At 39.2% G+C, this 17,103-nt stretch carries 16 protein-coding genes; 1 reads left to right on the top strand and 15 read right to left on the bottom strand.

Translation table 11 applies throughout. The features are described 5' to 3' along the window. Positions 1 to 15 precede the first annotated feature (15 nt). Positions 16 to 1,593, bottom strand: coding sequence for a sulfatase family protein (locus CA2015_RS23130; protein WP_169786508.1), 1,578 nt, complete (start codon positions 1,591 to 1,593; stop codon positions 16 to 18). Positions 1,594 to 1,827: 234 nt separating this feature from the next. On the opposite strand from CA2015_RS23130, the gene CA2015_RS23125 reads away from it, so the two are divergent. After that, the gene (locus CA2015_RS23125; protein ID WP_048644041.1) at positions 1,828 to 2,715 is read left to right on the top strand and encodes a LamG-like jellyroll fold domain-containing protein; all 888 of its coding nucleotides are present in this window, start codon (positions 1,828 to 1,830) and stop codon (positions 2,713 to 2,715) included. A gap of 16 nt (positions 2,716 to 2,731) precedes the next feature. Here CA2015_RS23125 and CA2015_RS23120 read toward each other — a convergent pair whose 3' ends face one another. From CA2015_RS23120 to CA2015_RS23055, 14 genes are all read right to left on the bottom strand, one after another. After that, positions 2,732 to 4,132, bottom strand: a complete 1,401-nt coding sequence (locus CA2015_RS23120; protein WP_048644040.1) for a carboxylesterase family protein — start codon at positions 4,130 to 4,132, stop codon at positions 2,732 to 2,734. A gap of 6 nt (positions 4,133 to 4,138) precedes the next feature. Continuing rightward, the gene (locus CA2015_RS23115) at positions 4,139 to 4,651 is read right to left on the bottom strand and encodes a hypothetical protein (RefSeq protein WP_157470576.1); all 513 of its coding nucleotides are present in this window, start codon (positions 4,649 to 4,651) and stop codon (positions 4,139 to 4,141) included. Positions 4,652 to 4,861: 210 nt separating this feature from the next. After that, entirely contained in the window at positions 4,862 to 5,227 is a 366-nt protein-coding gene (locus CA2015_RS23110) for a DUF1801 domain-containing protein (RefSeq protein ID WP_048644038.1), read from the bottom strand. 174 nt (positions 5,228 to 5,401) lie between these two features. Next, positions 5,402 to 5,860 (bottom strand): DUF1569 domain-containing protein, encoded by a 459-nt coding sequence (locus CA2015_RS23105; protein WP_048644037.1) that lies wholly within the window; start codon positions 5,858 to 5,860, stop codon positions 5,402 to 5,404. A 125-nt stretch (positions 5,861 to 5,985) separates the two neighbouring features. Further along, positions 5,986 to 6,639, bottom strand: coding sequence for an O-methyltransferase (locus tag CA2015_RS23100; RefSeq protein WP_316934191.1), 654 nt, complete (start codon positions 6,637 to 6,639; stop codon positions 5,986 to 5,988). Positions 6,640 to 6,707: 68 nt separating this feature from the next. Beyond that, entirely contained in the window at positions 6,708 to 7,523 is an 816-nt protein-coding gene (locus tag CA2015_RS23095) for an alpha/beta hydrolase (RefSeq protein ID WP_048644036.1), read from the bottom strand. A 339-nt stretch (positions 7,524 to 7,862) separates the two neighbouring features. After that, positions 7,863 to 8,405 (bottom strand): DUF1697 domain-containing protein, encoded by a 543-nt coding sequence (locus tag CA2015_RS23090; RefSeq protein WP_048644035.1) that lies wholly within the window; start codon positions 8,403 to 8,405, stop codon positions 7,863 to 7,865. A gap of 39 nt (positions 8,406 to 8,444) precedes the next feature. Then, positions 8,445 to 9,089 carry a YdeI/OmpD-associated family protein gene (locus tag CA2015_RS23085; RefSeq protein WP_048644034.1) on the bottom strand — a complete coding sequence of 215 codons (645 nt, stop codon included), beginning with the start codon at positions 9,087 to 9,089 and terminating at the stop codon, positions 8,445 to 8,447. A gap of 41 nt (positions 9,090 to 9,130) precedes the next feature. Continuing rightward, positions 9,131 to 9,730 carry a YdeI/OmpD-associated family protein gene (locus CA2015_RS23080; protein WP_048644033.1) on the bottom strand — a complete coding sequence of 200 codons (600 nt, stop codon included), beginning with the start codon at positions 9,728 to 9,730 and terminating at the stop codon, positions 9,131 to 9,133. A 267-nt stretch (positions 9,731 to 9,997) separates the two neighbouring features. After that, entirely contained in the window at positions 9,998 to 11,395 is a 1,398-nt protein-coding gene (locus CA2015_RS23075; protein ID WP_048644032.1) for an aldehyde dehydrogenase family protein, read from the bottom strand. After that, positions 11,392 to 13,032 (bottom strand): acetolactate synthase large subunit, encoded by a 1,641-nt coding sequence (locus tag CA2015_RS23070; protein WP_048644031.1) that lies wholly within the window; start codon positions 13,030 to 13,032, stop codon positions 11,392 to 11,394. The genes CA2015_RS23075 and CA2015_RS23070 overlap by 4 nt, the downstream gene beginning before the upstream one ends. Positions 13,033 to 13,115: 83 nt before the next feature. Next, a complete protein-coding gene (locus tag CA2015_RS23065) occupies positions 13,116 to 14,081 on the bottom strand; it encodes a nucleoside hydrolase (RefSeq protein WP_048644030.1) in 966 nt (321 codons plus the stop codon). Continuing rightward, positions 14,065 to 15,546, bottom strand: coding sequence for a sodium:solute symporter family protein (locus CA2015_RS23060; RefSeq protein ID WP_262485609.1), 1,482 nt, complete (start codon positions 15,544 to 15,546; stop codon positions 14,065 to 14,067). The genes CA2015_RS23065 and CA2015_RS23060 overlap by 17 nt, the downstream gene beginning before the upstream one ends. A 72-nt stretch (positions 15,547 to 15,618) precedes the next feature. Beyond that, positions 15,619 to 17,097: an aldehyde dehydrogenase family protein gene (locus CA2015_RS23055; RefSeq protein WP_048644028.1), complete on the bottom strand. Its 1,479-nt coding sequence runs from the start codon at positions 17,095 to 17,097 to the stop codon at positions 15,619 to 15,621. Between the last annotated feature and the right edge of the window lie 6 nt (positions 17,098 to 17,103).

The raw sequence follows: 17,103 nt of genomic DNA, 5'->3' as shown, positions 1-17,103 counted from the left end.
GAGCTTGGTATTGACTTAATAATTGCTTTTGGGTACGATGACTCCATATTGGGTCTTGATACGTTTTAAGCGATCCGTCATGGCGGTTTTAATGGAATCGTAGGAACTGTCGTTATAGATGTTATTCATTTCGGTGGGATCAGCTTCAAGGTCATAGAGTTCCCATTCGTCCAATTCATAAAAATGCATTAATTTATACCTTTCACTTGTAACACCTTCGTGTTTTCTAACACTATGAACCGCAGGGAATTCATAGTAATGATAATACAAGTAGTCTCGCCAATCTTCTGGAGTATTCCCCATCATCAAAGGAACTAAACTGCGGCCTTGCATGCGGTCTGGGGCAGGAATATCTGCCAAATCCAAAAATGTCTGGGCAAAATCAAGATTTGAAACAAGTTTGTCACTGGTAATCCCTTCCGGGATTTTACCTGGCCATTGCATTAATAAGGGCGTTCTGAAAGATTCTTCATACATAAAACGCTTGTCGAACCAACCGTGCTCTCCCAAATAAAACCCCTGATCTGAAGTGTATACCACCAAAGTGTTTTCGCTGAGCCCAATTTCCTCAAGGTAATCCAATACACGTCCCACATTGTCATCCACTGATCTAATAGTGGCCAGGTAATCCTTCATGTACCTTTGGTATTTCCATCGGATCAAATCATCACCTTTAAGGTCTTTAGCCTGAAAATCTGCTATAATTGGATCATAAGTAGCATCCCAATTGGCACGTTGGCTGTCATTCATTCGTCCATAGGTACGATTAAATACTGGACCTTTTTTATTTTCATCTGTCCATATCTTTAAATCAGAAGCCAAATCCATGGTTTTATTTATGCTCAAGTCTTGTGTTTTGGCTGCAGTACCTCTGGTGGGATAGTCATCAAATAAGTTGTCTGGTTCGGGGAAGGTAAGCTCTTCATAAAGGTCTAAATGCTCAGGACCTTTTTCCCATTTTCGGTGAGGTGCTTTGTGTTGAAGCATAAGCAAAAAAGGTTTTCCACTATCCTGATTTTCAGACAGCCATTTCAAAGACTTGTCTGTAATAATATCCGTAACATAGCCTTCTGCAATCGTAGTGTCTGTAGCAGAAATTATATCAGGATTGTAATAGTGCCCTTGGCCAGGAAGGATTTCCCAATGATCAAAGCCTGTGGGTACAGATTTCAAGTGCCATTTGCCTATCAATGCAGTGTTGTAGCCATTTTCTCTGAGAAGTTTAGGGAAGGTGATTTGACTACCATCAAAAGTATCTGCATTTGTTCTATGCCCATTTACATGACTATGTGTTCCCGTGAGCACTGAAGCTCTTGAAGGAGCACATATAGAATTGGTTACATAGGCTTTGTTAAAAAGAATTCCCTTAGCTGCAATCCTGTCAATATTGGGAGTAGGAGCCAAATCTGCCAGACGACTTTGATAAGCACTAATGGCTTGAAAGGCATGGTCGTCGGTGAAGATGAACAGTATATTAGGTTGCCTAGGTGTCTCTTCTTCATTTTTTGTTTTTTCTGAGCAGGAGGCCAGTACAAAAAGCAAGAAAAAAACAAAGGGTTTCATCATCCATGACAGATATGGTTGTCTTTTCATATTGATAAATTTCATCTTCTCAATTACAAATAGCTAAAGAAGTAAACAATATATAGAATATTGGGTGATCTAGGAATAGTTAGGTGAAAAACCTTGTGGCAAATTTCATTTTCAAATTATCCTGCTTTGATTTGTAATAAGTAAAACTAGATATAGAAAGGGTTTGAGACTGGGGAAATGCCTTGTTGAATCAGGTTCCTTTATTATATTTGATCAACTACTAAATTGTCTACCATGAAATTTTCACAATTCGCGTATTTTTTGATTCCTGTTATCCTTCTGCTCAGCTGTAAGGAAAGCGATCCCATGATCCAACTTCAGGAAAGGGATGGTCTTGTAGCTGTCTGGGGTTTTGAAGAAGAGGCAGGCCATGAAAGGTTGGCCGTAGGTAAGGGAGAATTTCCACTTAAAGAAAGGAATGGAAGTGTTGAAAGAGTTGCCGAGGGACCATTGACAGGATATTCAGCCCGTATGGAAAATGAAGCTTTTTTCTCTTTGCCTTATGAAAATACGGCTGAGCTTAATATACATGGTAAAAATCAAGGTGTTACGGTAATGGCTTGGGTAAAGTGGGAAGGCAAGACTGGGTTTGTCGGTGGAATGTGGAATGAATATACGGATGGAGGTAAACGTCAATATGGATTGTTTGTAGACCTCCCTCATTATAATGGCGCAGCTCAGGTTTGTGGCCATATTTCTTATTCCGGTGGTCCTACACCACCTTTTCCTTACAGTTGCGATTATGCAGCAAGTAAGCAAAAACTAACCAAAGGGAAATGGCACTATATTGCTTTTACCTATGACGGAGAGTATATTAAAGCATTTTTAGACGGCGAGTTTCAGGAAAGAGCACCTGAGCCTATCAATAATACCAAAGGTTTTGAAGGGCTTCCTGCTGGCCTGGTTCATTCCAAAAACCCCTATTTATTTAAAGAGGGCATAGGAAACAACGGTTCGGATTTTACAGTGGGGGCAGTAGTACTTTCCAGAGGAATGGGAAACTTTTTCAATGGACAAATTGGAGGCTTGGCTGTTTTTGACCGGGTTGTAGAAGAGAAGGAGATAGCTGAGATTTTTCAGCAAACAATGGTGGAAAATGATTTCATGGCTAACCAGGATTAAGCCTGGTTAAGTGGTTTTATTTCGTTTGCTCAAAAAGCCAATCAAGTAATCCTGGTTCTTCATCGATAATTCCCCAGCCATGGCCTGCATTGGGACTTTCGTGGTATTTTGGGTGGCCACCTTCTTTTTTTATTGCCGCTATCATGTCTCTGGAACCACTTACGGGGACATTCTTATCATTGGCTCCATGAAAAGCCCATATGTGGGTATTTACCAAGGCTGATGCCTTTGAAAGGTTACCTTCCCCTGCTACTGGAATAGCTGCCGCAAATAAGTCAGGAGCTGTTTCAATAAAGTGCCAGGCCCCATATCCTCCCAATGAATGTCCGACAACATATATCCTCTTTTTATCAATTTTAAATTCTTTCTCTAAAGCATTGATGGACTCAAATACCAAACTGTCAATTGTGGTATGGTTTGGCAGATTTCCCCATGAAGAACCTGGTGGAGCCTGTGGTACATGAATATATGCTGGGTATTTTTTTCTGTTTTCAATTTTTGAAAACATTCTAGCAAAAAGTGATCCTTCAATTTGCTTGAAATTATCAGTACCCCAACCTGCCCCACCATGCAAAGAAACAACAAGAGGATAGGCCATTGAAGGGGTTATTTTATAGGGTGTAAGCAAACGGTAATTCAATTTATCACCGTTTTTATTGGTATATACTCTTTTTTCAAAAGGTACTGCGAGTTTCCTTGACAGCGGCGTAATATGCGTTTTCCAATAAGCTTGGGTGCCTATTTTTCCGGCGAATATAAGGAGTAATACCACTGCAAGTCCTGCAAGGGCATAATAAAGATCAGGGTTGGCTTTTATTTCATCATTTTTTTTGCTCCACTTTGATTCATGGTAAAACAACAGTGCCAAGGGTACCGGTGTTAATAAGCCTGCAAAGGATAACCCCAAGGAAATAAATTCTATGGTTTCGTTTTTTTCTAGGGCTGGATACATCAAAACCAAAGAAAAAATGCTCAAAGCTATTCCGACTATGATCAAAATGAGTATGCCCATTATCTTCAAATAAATAACTTTCCTTGTTTTAGATAGAACCAGACTGAAACCATATAGAAGTCCGGCATTCAATTTAAATCCAGTTATAAAAAGAAAGTAAGATCCCAATTGCGCAAATGCATTGTTAATAACAATTAAATATAAAATAATGCCTTGGCAGATCTCAAGAAGAGCCAATAATGCACCTAAAAGAAGGGGTTGGTTGTACCCTTTGTGATAATAATAGGCAAGTCCAAAACCATTGACAACTATGCCCATGCTTGTAACAACCAAGAGCCATTTTCCAAAGGAAGGAAGTCCATAAATGGAATTGCTGATAAAATAAAGTAAAATGTTTTGATATAGGATTGCAATAAGGAGCAAGCCAATGAAAAATATACCGAGCAAGAAAAACAATCGCTTCATAAAATTTTAATCTACGTTGATTCCATGAATTTTATCTCCCAAAAGCTTTTCTGATAGTAATTTCAACTTCTTTTGAGCTACAGTTTTATTGGTATAGGAAAAGGCATAAGTAGGATGTTCAGGAGAAAAAAAGAGGATGATTTTATAACTGGATTTAATCGTGCTAAAGGTCGGACTTATTCCATTTGGAGTGTTGCTTGTTTTTTGCTCAATAGGAACTAACTTAATGGCTTTTACTACAGGAAGTTTTCTCCAATTCCCGGTTTTAAAACCACAAAATGAAAAGTAATCCTTGACCTTATTGTCGTCAAGATTAATCAATGTTCCCTCATAGGTATTGATAATAAGGAGTCCTGCAATGAATGCACTGATACCTACCCAAAGAGTTTTCTGCAACTTTTCCCCAGCTTCAATAAACAATGGACTTAATAAGACGAAAATACTAGTCAATATAAGGATAGCACCTAATAAGTGAATGCCGTTTCGTAGCTCTCTTCGTTTATAGTTGTATAAGTTCATGTTTGGTTCTTTTGGGCTTGTTGGTAGAATTAATTACTATTATAAGCTATTCCTATGGGAATTAGAAATTGATGGTGTGAACTTTTAACTTTATAAATGATTTATTACCATTTGTTTATTGGTGAAAGACTAACATCAGATTGAAATTCTAATTATAATGGCTTAGCTATTTTTGTTGCCAAAATCCCTGCCGAAAACCTAGCAGCCCTACTATTTGGTTTTGATGGTCCCATCTTTATACAGGGCAATTACGCTATTTAAAATCTCACCGATGGTCTCTATGTCAATGTCCAGGTTCGGGTCAACGCGTAAAATCTTCATCCGACTTCGATTGCCTTTTTCAAGTTGGGGGTGGTTAATTCTATTTCCCTCAACAATCCCGAAATAGGGTTCATTTGTTTTCTTGTCTTTCCAGAGGTAACAACACATTTTATTCTTATAGCTAAAAAAGGGCATGCCGTATTTCAAATCAGTGCTGATATTTCCATCCAGGGATAGTATGAAATTGCTGATAGCCAAAAATACACTTCGCTCAGGTTCAGGCGTATTGTGGTAAAATGAGTCTATTTTCTTCAAGAGGACTATGAATTTGTAAGTGGACTACTTTTTTCCATAAGGTTTTGGAAGCTATCGCTTCCAAACGATGTTTACTGAATCGAAAGTTACTGAAGCGTCTAAATTCCTTAACCTGGATCAGCTCATTATGATCGTGCCGTTAGATTATGGGAAAAATGAATTTGCTAAAATTATTTAAACCCCAAATTGCGTTAAATGGTGGTCAAGATGCTTGTAGAACATATTGTTCCACTCTACTTTACTAAGCTTACCAAAGGAATGAGATTCCTTGTTATCGAAGCTTTTTTCTCCTAGTTGCTGTGTTTGATTTAGATAGCCAATAAGTCTTTTACGCTCTAAATCAAAATCCCTGGAATCAGTAATCAGGAAAGCCGGAGCTGTTTGGGAATTGCGTTTGTATGGTTTTTCACCTACAACTATGTTTTTCACAAAAGTTTTTAAAATAAACTTCATGAAAAAATTTGGTTTGGGATGTTTGTTCTCGTACACCATTTCATAAGTGACGTTGCAGTGGGCAAGCATTTGGGGGGCCGACATTTTACCCCATTCAGGTTTTGTATCCGCTTTCAGCTTATTGATTCGTGCAATCATTTCATCCGTTACACTTTTGTTAAATATATTGGGTAAAGCCATTTTAATGTCCTTAAAGTTTGAATGTGCTATTTACGATTTTTAGACTAAAACGAGTCCTCTAAATTCAATTTCTTCCAGTTCTTTGGGATAGGTTAATATTCGAAATATTAATGTTTTCCCTAAGTCTACTTTATTTTTGTCATGAGAATTACACCCGTTGACCAATTCATTTTGGTTAGGTTAAAGTCATTCCTATTCTCAAGGTATTTAACTAAGTTTTCGGCTTTTTCAGCATGTCCTATTGGCCAGTTTTCTTGTTGATTCATGTCATCAATTATGTAAAAGCCACCGACTTTTACCATAGAAAAAATTTCATCTATCTGGCTGTATTTACCTGGCCATGCATCTGCAAAGATTAAATCGAATTGTGGGCCCGAATAGCTTTTTATCCATTTTTCTCCATCTTCACAAAGAATAGAAAGCCTTGGGTCTGTTCCAAAAAAATCCTTTGCAATTTCCGTTAATTCGGGATCGTTATCAATGGTGGTAAGTAAACCATCTTTTCCTAATCCATCCACCATCCATGCCAAGGACAAGCCGATCCCTGTGCCCAATTCCAGAATATTGGCATTTGTACGGGAGGAAATAAGTGTTTTTAGCAAACTACCAATGTACAAATCAGAAGGCATGCTAAAGCCAATCTCCTTGGATTTCGCTTGAATTTTTGAGTAAACAGTGGGAATATCTGTAATATTGGACTGATCCATAGGTATGGTTTTAGTTAAATTTATTTCCTGAAATCTGGTTTTTAAGTCTATAAGGGCTTTATTAGGGATCATTGTTTTTCACTGAAGCCTCATTTTTCCCTAGAAACTGTGCAAAATTGAGACATGCAATATAGCAAGGTTTATTTCCCCGTAATTCTTTTGACTTCATTGATTAATAAAGGAAAGGCAGGATGCGTCATTCCATGTCCATAACCATCCATTTCATACAAGACAGTTTCTTTATGTCCCACTACTTTCATCATACGCATTAGGTATGCGTTCTCCTCATACCTTCCCAGAAGTTCGCGTTCACGGTCTCCTGTGATCAATAAAAGTGGAGGAGCATCTTTTCGGACATGGAACAATGGCGCATATTTATCTATGGTAGGTTGTTCTCCAGGGATTCCTTGCTCACCGCGTATAGTGAAATGTGTAATCGTATGACCGCTAAAAGGAATCAATCCGGCAATGTCATTTGCATCTATTTTGTGGGCTGCAAGGTAGGATTTATCCAAGCCTATCATACTCGCCAAATAGCCACCGGCAGAGTGTCCGGAAACAAAAATACTTGTAGGGTCTCCTCCATAGTCGGCAATGTTTTGAAAGGCCCAGGCAACTGCTGCGGCCGCATCTTTTATGTATTCGGGGGCTTTGACTTTTGGAGATAATCTATAGTTTACCCCAATCACAGCTACTCCTTTGTTTTTTAAAGGTTCTGGAATTTCTTTCTTCCCGGAAGTGATTCCGCCACCATGGAACCAAACTATTGTAGCGAAACTTTTCAGGTCTTTAGGGTAATAAATATCCAGCACACAGCGCTCAGCAATGTAAGCATCTGATTTCCTCAATTCATCCCCATAATAAGGGATGTTCTCAACGATTTCATAATTGTCCACCTGCGCATGGGTATACAATGCCGATAAGGCAAAGCATAAAATCAATACAATTCTTTTCATGGGATTGGTTTGGTTAAATATTTTGGGAATTTATATATGCTCGATTTTTTAAAAGTAGGACAATTGAATTTTTAACTCGGATTATTTAATAGGATTTCCTGGCCATGACGATAGTCAGGGGTGATGCCTGTTCCGTGTTTACGGGAAGTGTTGCAATCGCAAGAAAATCAGACTGTTTGGAGATTTTAGCATAGCACCGCTATGGTGAAATTGAAAACAGCAACGATTGGGTATTTTAAAGCGATTTCAGCCGTAATAGAATGTCTATTGCATATTTCGGGTTTAAATTACTTATGGATTTCATTGGCTATAAGTTCATGTTCTTTTTATTGGATGGGTTTATTGGCTTAATTCGCAAAGTTTTTTGACAGTTTTTAAGTTCCTTGTAGTTGCTGAGGTTTTAAGTTTACTCTCAAAAAAGTTATTGGTTAACTTGGACTGATGGTATTTTCCTTCGCAATAAATAAAAACAGTTCTTCCTATAATATCAAATTTATCAGGACTGAAATCCAAAGCTTGAATCTTATTAAGCAGTTCGATTTCAGGTTCATCAGCTAAGAAGGTCACGTGGAGTTTTGAGATGTCTGTATCAGTAGCTCCATAAAATGGATTGTTTTTAAAAGTGTTTTGTATCTCCTTGGCAGCTAATACGATTACTGGAACATCAAAACCGAATTTATTTTTAATTGCTATTTCTATGGCTTCAGCCATTTCTGTTTCAGTAATGTGATTTTCAGAAGTGAAAATCACATTACCACTTTGGATATATGTTAAGACCTCTGAATAGCCCAATCCTTCAAACATGGATTTTAGGTCCGCCATCAAAATTTTCTTCTTACCACCAACATTAATCCCTCTTAGAATCGCGATTTTCTTCTCCATGTTATTTGCTGAATACTTATTTATTTTTAATTGAAAAGGCTATTTATCCTGCATGCCTTTTCCTTCCATAATATTTGGAAGGTATTTATCTATTCGAGACAGCCTGGTCTTTTCTTGCTTTGGTTGTGAAAAGTACAAAATATAGCCTCTTTGTCTTCCTGGGGTTAATGCATGGAAAGCCAATTTAAAGTCTGGGTTTTCAATGAATTTGACCTTTAATTCCTCGGGGAGGATTTCGGTTGGGTTTTGTTTATTTTCTACCTTTAAGCCTGCCTTTTCCACTACTATGGCTTCAAAAATCCATTTTCGAATGTGGTTCTCATTATCCAATATTTGTTGAACATTGGTGAATTTGATTAATCTAGCAGCTTGTGTGTTTTCGCCAGGTTTTTCAAGGAGATTGTCTACATTTTTGAGTAGTGCTCCTTTAAAAAAGCTTACTGAGCAATATTCTTTAAAGGCACTCATAATTAATACATTGCTTTCTGACTTGCTGGTTTTAGGGTTATGAATTGTATAGCAAGGAACACCCCACTTAACCTGTTCTGTGAGACCACAGCTAAGAATAATTTTTCTTAAAAGCTTCAATTCCTCCTTCCAGTTATTCACCTTACAAGCCGGAGTAGCTCCCAATGGACAACGTTCACAGCCGTCTGCTAAATAATGGTCTACTCCAAGGTTCATGGTTCTCTCTTATTTTTTGAGCTTTCTAAGCAAAGGTCCTGTTAATCATCCAATCCTTTTCCATTAAGGATATTGTGCTTGTATTTTTCTATTCTTGAAGACCGGGTTTTGGATTGCTTTGCTGAGGAAAAATACAATAGATAGGCTCTTTGCCTACCTGGAGTTAGTGATTTAAAGCCAGCAAGTAGTTCAGGGTCTTTATCAAGTTCCTTCTGAAATTCTTCAGGAATGGCATATTCTGTTGTTTTTTTCTTTGGTACTGTTAATCCTTTTTTCTCAATTGAAATGGCCTCCTTGATTAAAAGTTTTAAGGTTGGTGAAAGCCTTTGGACTTCTTCTTCATTTGTAAACCGCATTTGCCTAGCTGACTGCACATTTTCAGTTTGTTGAACAAGTACCTTGTCAGCATCTTTTAATAATGCTCCTTTAATAAACAATACGGCACAGTACTCCTTAAAAGCATGAATCAATAGAACATTATTGCTTTTTTTGGTGGAGGCGCTTGAGGGCATTGTGTAACATGGAACACCCCATTTCAATTCTTCGGTCAATGGGAATTCCAAAATCACCTTTCTTAATAGGCTCAATTCTGCCTGCCATTTTTTGCCTTTAGCGAAATAAAAATCAACATTAGAATTCATAGATACTGCTGAATTATTTATGACACTCTAAAATATCACAATATATGTTTCTAAACAAAAAATAAAATTTTTGTAGCCCCTATTAATTGAGCTATAATGGGGGATGGTTAATCTGTATTGGAGAAAGAGGCCGTTTTTTCAGGGTAGTTTACTCTCACTTTATCTGGCTAATTTTCAGGGTGAATTCTAATGTTCACTAGATATGGACAAAAAAATGGCTTTTCAACTGATTCGAAAAGCCATTTTAATAAAACGAGTAAATATTGATCAAGGCAATAATTTACTTTTGAAGACCATGAGTTTTTCACGTGTCATTTCGTGCATGGAATAAGGTATTCCCCCCATTCCTTCCCCAGAAGCATCCCTTCCACCAAATGGCATCCAATCTACCCTAAAGGCAGTATGGTCATTTACCATAACGGCGGTAGCATTTAATTTGTGTACTGTATCTAAGGCGATGTCAAGGTCTTTTGTGAAAACGGCAGCTTGAAAATGGAGCTCCAAGCTATTGGCCAAGTCAATGGCTTCGTTTCTATCATCGTAGGCATACACACACACAACTGGACCAAATATCTCTTCTTTTGAAACTTTGGCATCATTTGAAGGATTAAGTAATACGGTAGGTTCATAACAAGTATCACTGATTTTTTTACCACCACACAATAGCTCAGCACCGCCTGAAATGGCTTCTTTTACCCATTCATCCACTCGGTCCACTTCTCCAGTTTGTATCAATGGCCCAACTTCCGTATCCTTTGCCAATGGGTCGCCAACTTTTAATTTTTTCGCTGCGTCGGCAATGTCTTTAGCCAGCTTTTCTGCTATAGAGCTGTGGGCAAACACCTTCTGTACCGACACACAAACTTGTCCAGCATGGTAAAAACCGCCTTTAACCAATAAAGGCACCATGTCTTCCATAACCGCATCTGGTTCAACTATCACTGGGGCTGCACCTCCATGTTCCAATGCACACCTGGTTCCAGGAGCCATTTTAGATTTAAGTGACCAGCCAACCTTGGCAGAACCTATAAAGGATAGAAAATTGATTCTATGGTCTTTTATTAATTTTTCAGCGAGTTCATTGCTACAGTTGATGGATTGAACCCAGCCCTCTGGTACTCCAGCCTCTTTAAGTATTTCTACCAATGCCAGGCAAGAAAATGGTGTTTTGCTTGCTGGTTTGACGATAACTGGGCAACCTGCTGCAAATGCAGTAACCACTTGATGAACAATCAAGTTTAAAGGATGGTTGAACGCGGACAAGGAAGCTACCACACCAATAGGCTCACGGATGGTAAATGCCAGCCTATTCATTGAAGATTCAGTGATTCCCATAGGGATCTGCCCACCTTTCATATGGGAGATTTCTTCGGTTGCAATTTTCAATCCGTTGATGGCCCTTTTTACTTCTACTTTGGAGTCTTGGTAAGGCTTTCCTCCTTCTTGAGCAGCTTTGTTGGTCAGTTCTTCAATTTTTCCCTCCATTATTGCCCTGGCCTTTTCCAATATAGCAATCCTTTTATGGGCCGGAATCCATTGCTTTCTGTCCTGGAAAAGGACATGAGCGGTTTCTATTATTTTTTCCAACTCTTCCGCGTTGGTCATAGGTAAAGTGCCTATTAGTGTATTGTCATAAGGTGAATATACTTTTAATTCCTCATTCATAACTTAGAAATTTTTTCTTTCAACATTACATTTAAGATCGGGTGGTTTAGAGAATAATCAACTTTTAGGTCGATTACATGTACGCCCGGGTTGTTAAGTGCTTTATCCAGAATTTCTTGTAATTCCTTGTCACTCTCTGGGCGATGACCGTGTGCCCCATAGCTATTGGCATACTGCACGAAGTCAGGGTTTTTAAAGTCTAAACCAAAATCTTTAAAGCCCATGTCTTCTTGTTTCCATTTGATCATGCCATAGGATTCATCATTGAGGATAATTACCACCATGTTTAATCCCAATCGTACTGCTGTTTCCAGTTCCTGAGAATTCATCATAAATCCTCCATCACCGCAAATAGCTACTACTTTTTTGTCTGGGTTTAATAATTTAACACACATGGCAGATGGGAGACCGGCCCCCATGGTTGCCAAAGCATTGTCTAGCAAAAGAGTATTGGGATGATAACAAGTATAATTCCTGGCAAACCAGATTTTATACACTCCATTGTCTAAGGTGATCACATCTTTTTCCCCAAGTTTATTCCTCAGTAAATTGACTAACCTTTGGGGTAAGGTAGGGAAGCGTTCATCTTCAAAATATTTGCTTAGATGTTGAGAAACCTCAGATTTTACTTTTTTGTAAAAATTAAAATCCCAACTTTTAGAAGGTTTTACTGCTTCCGATAATTTCTCAACAGAACTGGTAATATCACCAACAACATTTAATTGTGGGAAATATACCGGGTCTACTTCGGCTGCAGAGAAATTGACATGTATAACTTTTTTACCACCCTGCTTCATAAAGAAAGGAGGTTTCTCAATAACATCATGACCTACATTGATAATTAGGTCAGATTCATCTATGGCAGCATGCACAAAATCATTGCTTGAAAGCGCTGCTGTTCCAAGATATTGTGGGTGTCGCTCATCGATAACCCCTTTTCCCATTTGGGTAGTGAAAAAGTAGATTCCTGTTTTGTCTACAAAATCTGCAAGGGCTTTGCATATCACTTTCCTGTTGGCACCAGCTCCAATTAGTAATAGGGGCATCTTAGCCTTTTGAATCATCTCAGTCGCAGCTAAAATAGCGGCATCGTCCGGTTTGGGCAATAAATGGCTTACCACATCGAATACATGATCATCCACTTCCTCTTGGGCAATGTCTTCCGGTAACTCCAGGTGTACAGCTCCCGGACGTTCTTCAGTGGCCAAGCGAAAAGCTTCCCGAATATTAGAAGCGATTACATTGCCATCTACAATTTGCTTCGTGTATTTGGTGATAGGGCGCATCATATCGACCACATCTATTATCTGAAAGCGCGCCTGCTTGCTTTTTTTAATTGGCTTTTGACCAGTTATCATTAACATGGGCATGGCACCCAATTGAGCGTAAGCTCCAGGAGTAAACAAATTGGTAGCACCAGGTCCAAGTGTTGACATACATACCCCTGGTTTACCTGTTAGCCTTCCGTAGGTGGCCGCCATAAAACCGGCCCCTTGCTCATGTCTGGTTAAAATTAATTTAATCTTTGAATCCGTTAAAGACTCCAGTATATCAAGATTCTCCTCTCCGGGAAGGCCAAAAATATATTCCACACCTTCTTTTTCCAGTGCTTTTACAAATAAATCTGATGCTTTCATACAATAAAAGTTTTTGGTTGTGGTTTCAATTTCAAGATAGAAAAAACCGAGCTTTGGATAAACAATTCATTATCTGTGCAGCCTCAAAAACCAGGCCTATAAATACCAATCATTAGAGAATCAATTATTTTTGCTATTTCAGCAGGAGGTAAATGTTTTATTAAGTAGTGATGTAAGCCATTAGGATCTTCTTTCCAGGAATTGCTTCCATCTTTATTAACAAGAACCTGACCTTTTGGGCTCAACTCCCAATACTTTTTATCAGATATTGCATAAAGAATCGAGGTTTGGTCCCAGCTTTGTCTTCCAGCGTATTCATTAAATAATTTATAGGCAAGGCTTACCGGGTGGTCAGCACTGAGCGCGTGTTTTAGGAAATCTCCACCTGTGATGATCTCATTGCCAATTTCCCAACCTGAAAAAATCACTTCGCCTGGCCAGTTTTTAACTGCAATTAGCGTAGACTCCGGGTCAGGCCGATAGAAATTGGCCTCTTTTCCGCTTGGGAATTGTCCACCCATGCAGGACCAAAGTTTCACCTTCTTTTGAATCAGTTCCTTGCCGGTCAAGGGACTTAAATGATCAGGCTTAGACTCCAATAAGTTTCGCACATTGGTCAAGTGGCCAATACTAATGATGATTACACTATTGTCAGGAGAATTGACCAGTAATTTTCTATAGAGTTGAGTGGCATCCTCAGGTTCTTTCCCTCCCCTTAAAGGGTGGGGAAAACTTGTTGCCAAACTTTTTGTGTATTTGGAAAAACTTCTTAGTGCAATCCCTTTTTCTACCCCAATGGGTACTTCTGGTCTATTGTAAAAAGTATTGATTGCAGCGGCACAGGCAGCAGCATCTTGGTCATCACTAGTTACAACCACACCTAATAGTTTGACTTTTTGATTGTCTTCAAGCGTATGAAGCATGGCTAGTGCACCAACGTCATCTACGTCGGAATCCAAATCCGCATCCAAGATAACGGGGATCTGCGCTTTTAGGGGTAGAGAAATAATAAAAAATAGAATAAAGATTAAATTAATTCGATCGTTCATTGGTTAAAGAGGATGTTTCAATCTGATTTTTATCTGGAAAAAGCAATGACACTATTGGAATACTAATTAAACCACAAAACATGGAGAATGTTCTAAAAGGAAACTCAATTCCCGCAATTGGGTCTTCCATAGGGTAGGGTAAGAATGGGGAAATTCCAAAGATGGGTTCACCGCCACCAAACCTTAAAAATAAACTTATGATTATTCCTGCAATGGCCCCATTTCTATTTGCCTTTTTAAAATATAAAGCCATCACCAATTGAGGAAACAAAACGACATAAACCAAATCGGCACAAAGGTACCAGAGTTCATATACGCTTTGAAGTGTTAAGGCAAGCCAGGTAGAAACCAAACCTATGACCAAAATGGCCAGTCGAATTGAGGTTTTGATTTGTTTGTCTGTGCATGAAGGGTTTATCAATGGCCTGTATAAATTCCAGGTAAACATAGAAGCTGCAGATAATATGGAAGAATCCACAGATGACATTACAGCTGCAGCTACGGCTCCAAGCCCCAATGCTCCAATAATTGGAGGAGTCATTTCTAGCAATACATAGGGCAGGACCATGGTTGGTTCGGGAGCTACGCCTAAGGTAGATTGTGTCCAATCAAAACCAACACCTGCAACCCCGATAAGTATGGCAGGAATGGCCATTAAGGCACAACAAAGCCCACCCAAGATAGATAATCTAACCGCTGATCTATCTGAGTTTGAAGACAAGACCCGCTGAAAATAGACTTGCCAGGGAATTCCTCCCATAATCAAGAGCAAGGCAAAATCCACCCACACCCATATGCTATTTCCCCATGCCGGATCGTTTCCTGTAAAGGCATTTAGACTTGGAAATAAGGTAAAGCCATTGGCTATTTGTTGGTCGTAAATGGTTAATGCGGCATCTAAACCTCCAATTTTATCTAAAGCAAAAGGAATACTTATTCCCAAACCTAGGATAATAAAAATAAGTTGAACTACATCCGTATAGGCTACCGACCACAATCCCCCCATCATGGTATAGCCTATGGCAATACTTGCTGAAACAAGAATTGATGTTTCTAGGTCTAGTTCAAAAATGGTGGCGAAGGTTATGCCCAAAGCAGCGAGAATGGCGGCACTCCAGAAAATCTCACCTATTAGGGCAGGAATAAATAATATTGCAGCGGTTTTTTTACCGTATTTATGTTCGAATACATCGATGAATGTAGTAAAACCAAAGCTTCGGATTTTTTTAGCAAAGAACAATCCACCCAATATTAGACTTAAGGCATAGCCCCAGGGAGCTTGCGCCCATACCAGGCCTCTTGCACTATCGTATACGGCTTCACTTGTTCCAATGAGGTAACCGCCACCTACCCATGTGGCAGTCATGGTGAAAATCCCGATCCAGGCGGGCATTCGGCGACCAGCTAGTAAAAGTCCTTGCGATGTTTGGTCACCGGATTCTTTTTTGCTGGCATAATATCCAATGTAAAGAATAATTAGATAAAATAGTACTGTTATGAGGATTCCTAAGGTCTTGGTATCGATAACTTTGGTGGTTTAATTTCCGAACCAGTTTAAAGGCGAGGGTTTGAAATTTTGATAAATATGCTTTACTTCTTGAAATTCTTCTAGTCCTGCGTGGCCGAGTTCTCTTCCTTGTCCCGATTGTTTATAACCACCCCATGGTGCCTGAACAAAATAGACGTTGAAGTCATTGACCCAAACAGTACCAAATCGCAATGCTTTTGAAACCCTGGAAACTCTTTGTTGGTCTTGAGACCAAAAGCCAGCGGATAAGCCATAAATGGTGTCATTCGCTTTTTTGATGGCTTCTTCCTCGGTTTCAAATTTTTCCACATGAACAACCGGACCAAATACTTCTTCTTTTACAATGGCCATGTCAGCCGTACAATCAGTGAGCAAAGTTGGTTCATAGAAAAAACCATTTTTCAAAGATTCTTCAGTAGGTCTTTTACCTCCTACAACCAATTTAGCACCTTCTTTTATGGCTTTCTGTACGTGGTTTGATACTTTATCTAATTGAGTCTGAGAAATCAGAGGCCCCATTTGGGTGTCATTTTCCATTCCGTTGCCAAGGCGGATATTACTTATCCTCTGTTTTAAGTGTTCTACTACCTTGTCATGTATGGAGGAGGCCACCATTACACGTGTGCCTGCAGAGCAAATTTGGCCTGCATGGAAGAATACCCCATTTAATATAAAGTCAATAGCCGTTTCCCAATCTCCATCTTCAAATAGGATATGAGGGTTTTTGCCTCCCAGTTCTAATGCTACTTTTTTGACATTTCCTGCGGCTGCTTCCATTATCTTTTTCCCTGTAACAATTCCGCCAGTAAAGGAGATCATGTCTACCTCCATACTTTCTGCAAGTTCTGCTCCAATGCTGTGACCAGGCCCCAAAACTGTATTGATAACACCTTTAGGGAAACCTACTTCTTCAGCTAAACTTGTCCATAGAAGCGTTGTAAGTGGAGTGAATTCACTGGGCTTTATTATCATGGTGCATCCTGCAGCAAGGGCTGGGGCAATTTTCCAGGCAGCTTGAAGTAGTGGATAGTTCCAAGGACAAATCATTCCAACCACTCCAATGGGTTCTTTTACCAATAAACTTTGGCTATTGGGATTTGGGCTGGCGATGCTTTCGCCCTCATTTTTATCCGCAAGACCACCATAATACCTGAAAATTCCAGCAATGTCCTCCATGTCCCAGAGACTCTCAGCAAGTGTTTTTCCTGTATTCAGTGTTTCAAGCTCGGCTAGTTTTTCTTTATTTTTCTCAATAAGATCTCCCAATAAATAGACCAACCTTCCGCGTTCTGCAGCAGTCGTATACCGCCAATCTCCTGATTCAAAGGCACTCCTTGCGCTTGAGATTGCTTTTTGAGCATCCTTTCTATCGCCTTCTGCAACAGTGGCTAATGGTTGATTGTCAAATGGGTTGTAAATGGTCCTGACTTCTTTAGAAATAGCCTCTTGCCAAGTGCCGTCAATATATAAATTAGTTGGTTTGATCAATTGAAG

The organism is Cyclobacterium amurskyense (genome assembly GCF_001050135.1).
Lineage (GTDB): Bacteria > Bacteroidota > Bacteroidia > Cytophagales > Cyclobacteriaceae > Cyclobacterium > Cyclobacterium amurskyense.
This window is presented reverse-complemented; position numbering and strand designations above follow the sequence as displayed.

Bases quoted from the DNA above. Each gene is read 5' to 3' on its own strand.
- CA2015_RS23130 (WP_169786508.1), bottom strand. From the start codon at position 1,593: ATGAAAAGACAACCATATCTGTCATGGATGATGAAACCCTTTGTTTTT.
- CA2015_RS23095 (WP_048644036.1), bottom strand. From the start codon at position 7,523: ATGAAAAGAATTGTATTGATTTTATGCTTTGCCTTATCGGCATTGTAT.
- CA2015_RS23090 (WP_048644035.1), bottom strand. From the start codon at position 8,405: ATGGAGAAGAAAATCGCGATTCTAAGAGGGATTAATGTTGGTGGTAAG.
- CA2015_RS23100 (WP_316934191.1), bottom strand. From the start codon at position 6,639: ATGATCCCTAATAAAGCCCTTATAGACTTAAAAACCAGATTTCAGGAA.
- CA2015_RS23105 (WP_048644037.1), bottom strand. From the start codon at position 5,860: ATGGCTTTACCCAATATATTTAACAAAAGTGTAACGGATGAAATGATT.
- CA2015_RS23085 (WP_048644034.1), bottom strand. From the start codon at position 9,089: ATGAACCTTGGAGTAGACCATTATTTAGCAGACGGCTGTGAACGTTGT.
- CA2015_RS23080 (WP_048644033.1), bottom strand. From the start codon at position 9,730: ATGAATTCTAATGTTGATTTTTATTTCGCTAAAGGCAAAAAATGGCAG.
- CA2015_RS23070 (WP_048644031.1), bottom strand. From the start codon at position 13,032: ATGAAAGCATCAGATTTATTTGTAAAAGCACTGGAAAAAGAAGGTGTG.
- CA2015_RS23075 (WP_048644032.1), bottom strand. From the start codon at position 11,395: ATGAATGAGGAATTAAAAGTATATTCACCTTATGACAATACACTAATA.
- CA2015_RS23115 (WP_157470576.1), bottom strand. From the start codon at position 4,651: ATGAACTTATACAACTATAAACGAAGAGAGCTACGAAACGGCATTCAC.
- CA2015_RS23065 (WP_048644030.1), bottom strand. From the start codon at position 14,081: ATGAACGATCGAATTAATTTAATCTTTATTCTATTTTTTATTATTTCT.
- CA2015_RS23125 (WP_048644041.1), top strand. From the start codon at position 1,828: ATGAAATTTTCACAATTCGCGTATTTTTTGATTCCTGTTATCCTTCTG.
- CA2015_RS23120 (WP_048644040.1), bottom strand. From the start codon at position 4,132: ATGAAGCGATTGTTTTTCTTGCTCGGTATATTTTTCATTGGCTTGCTC.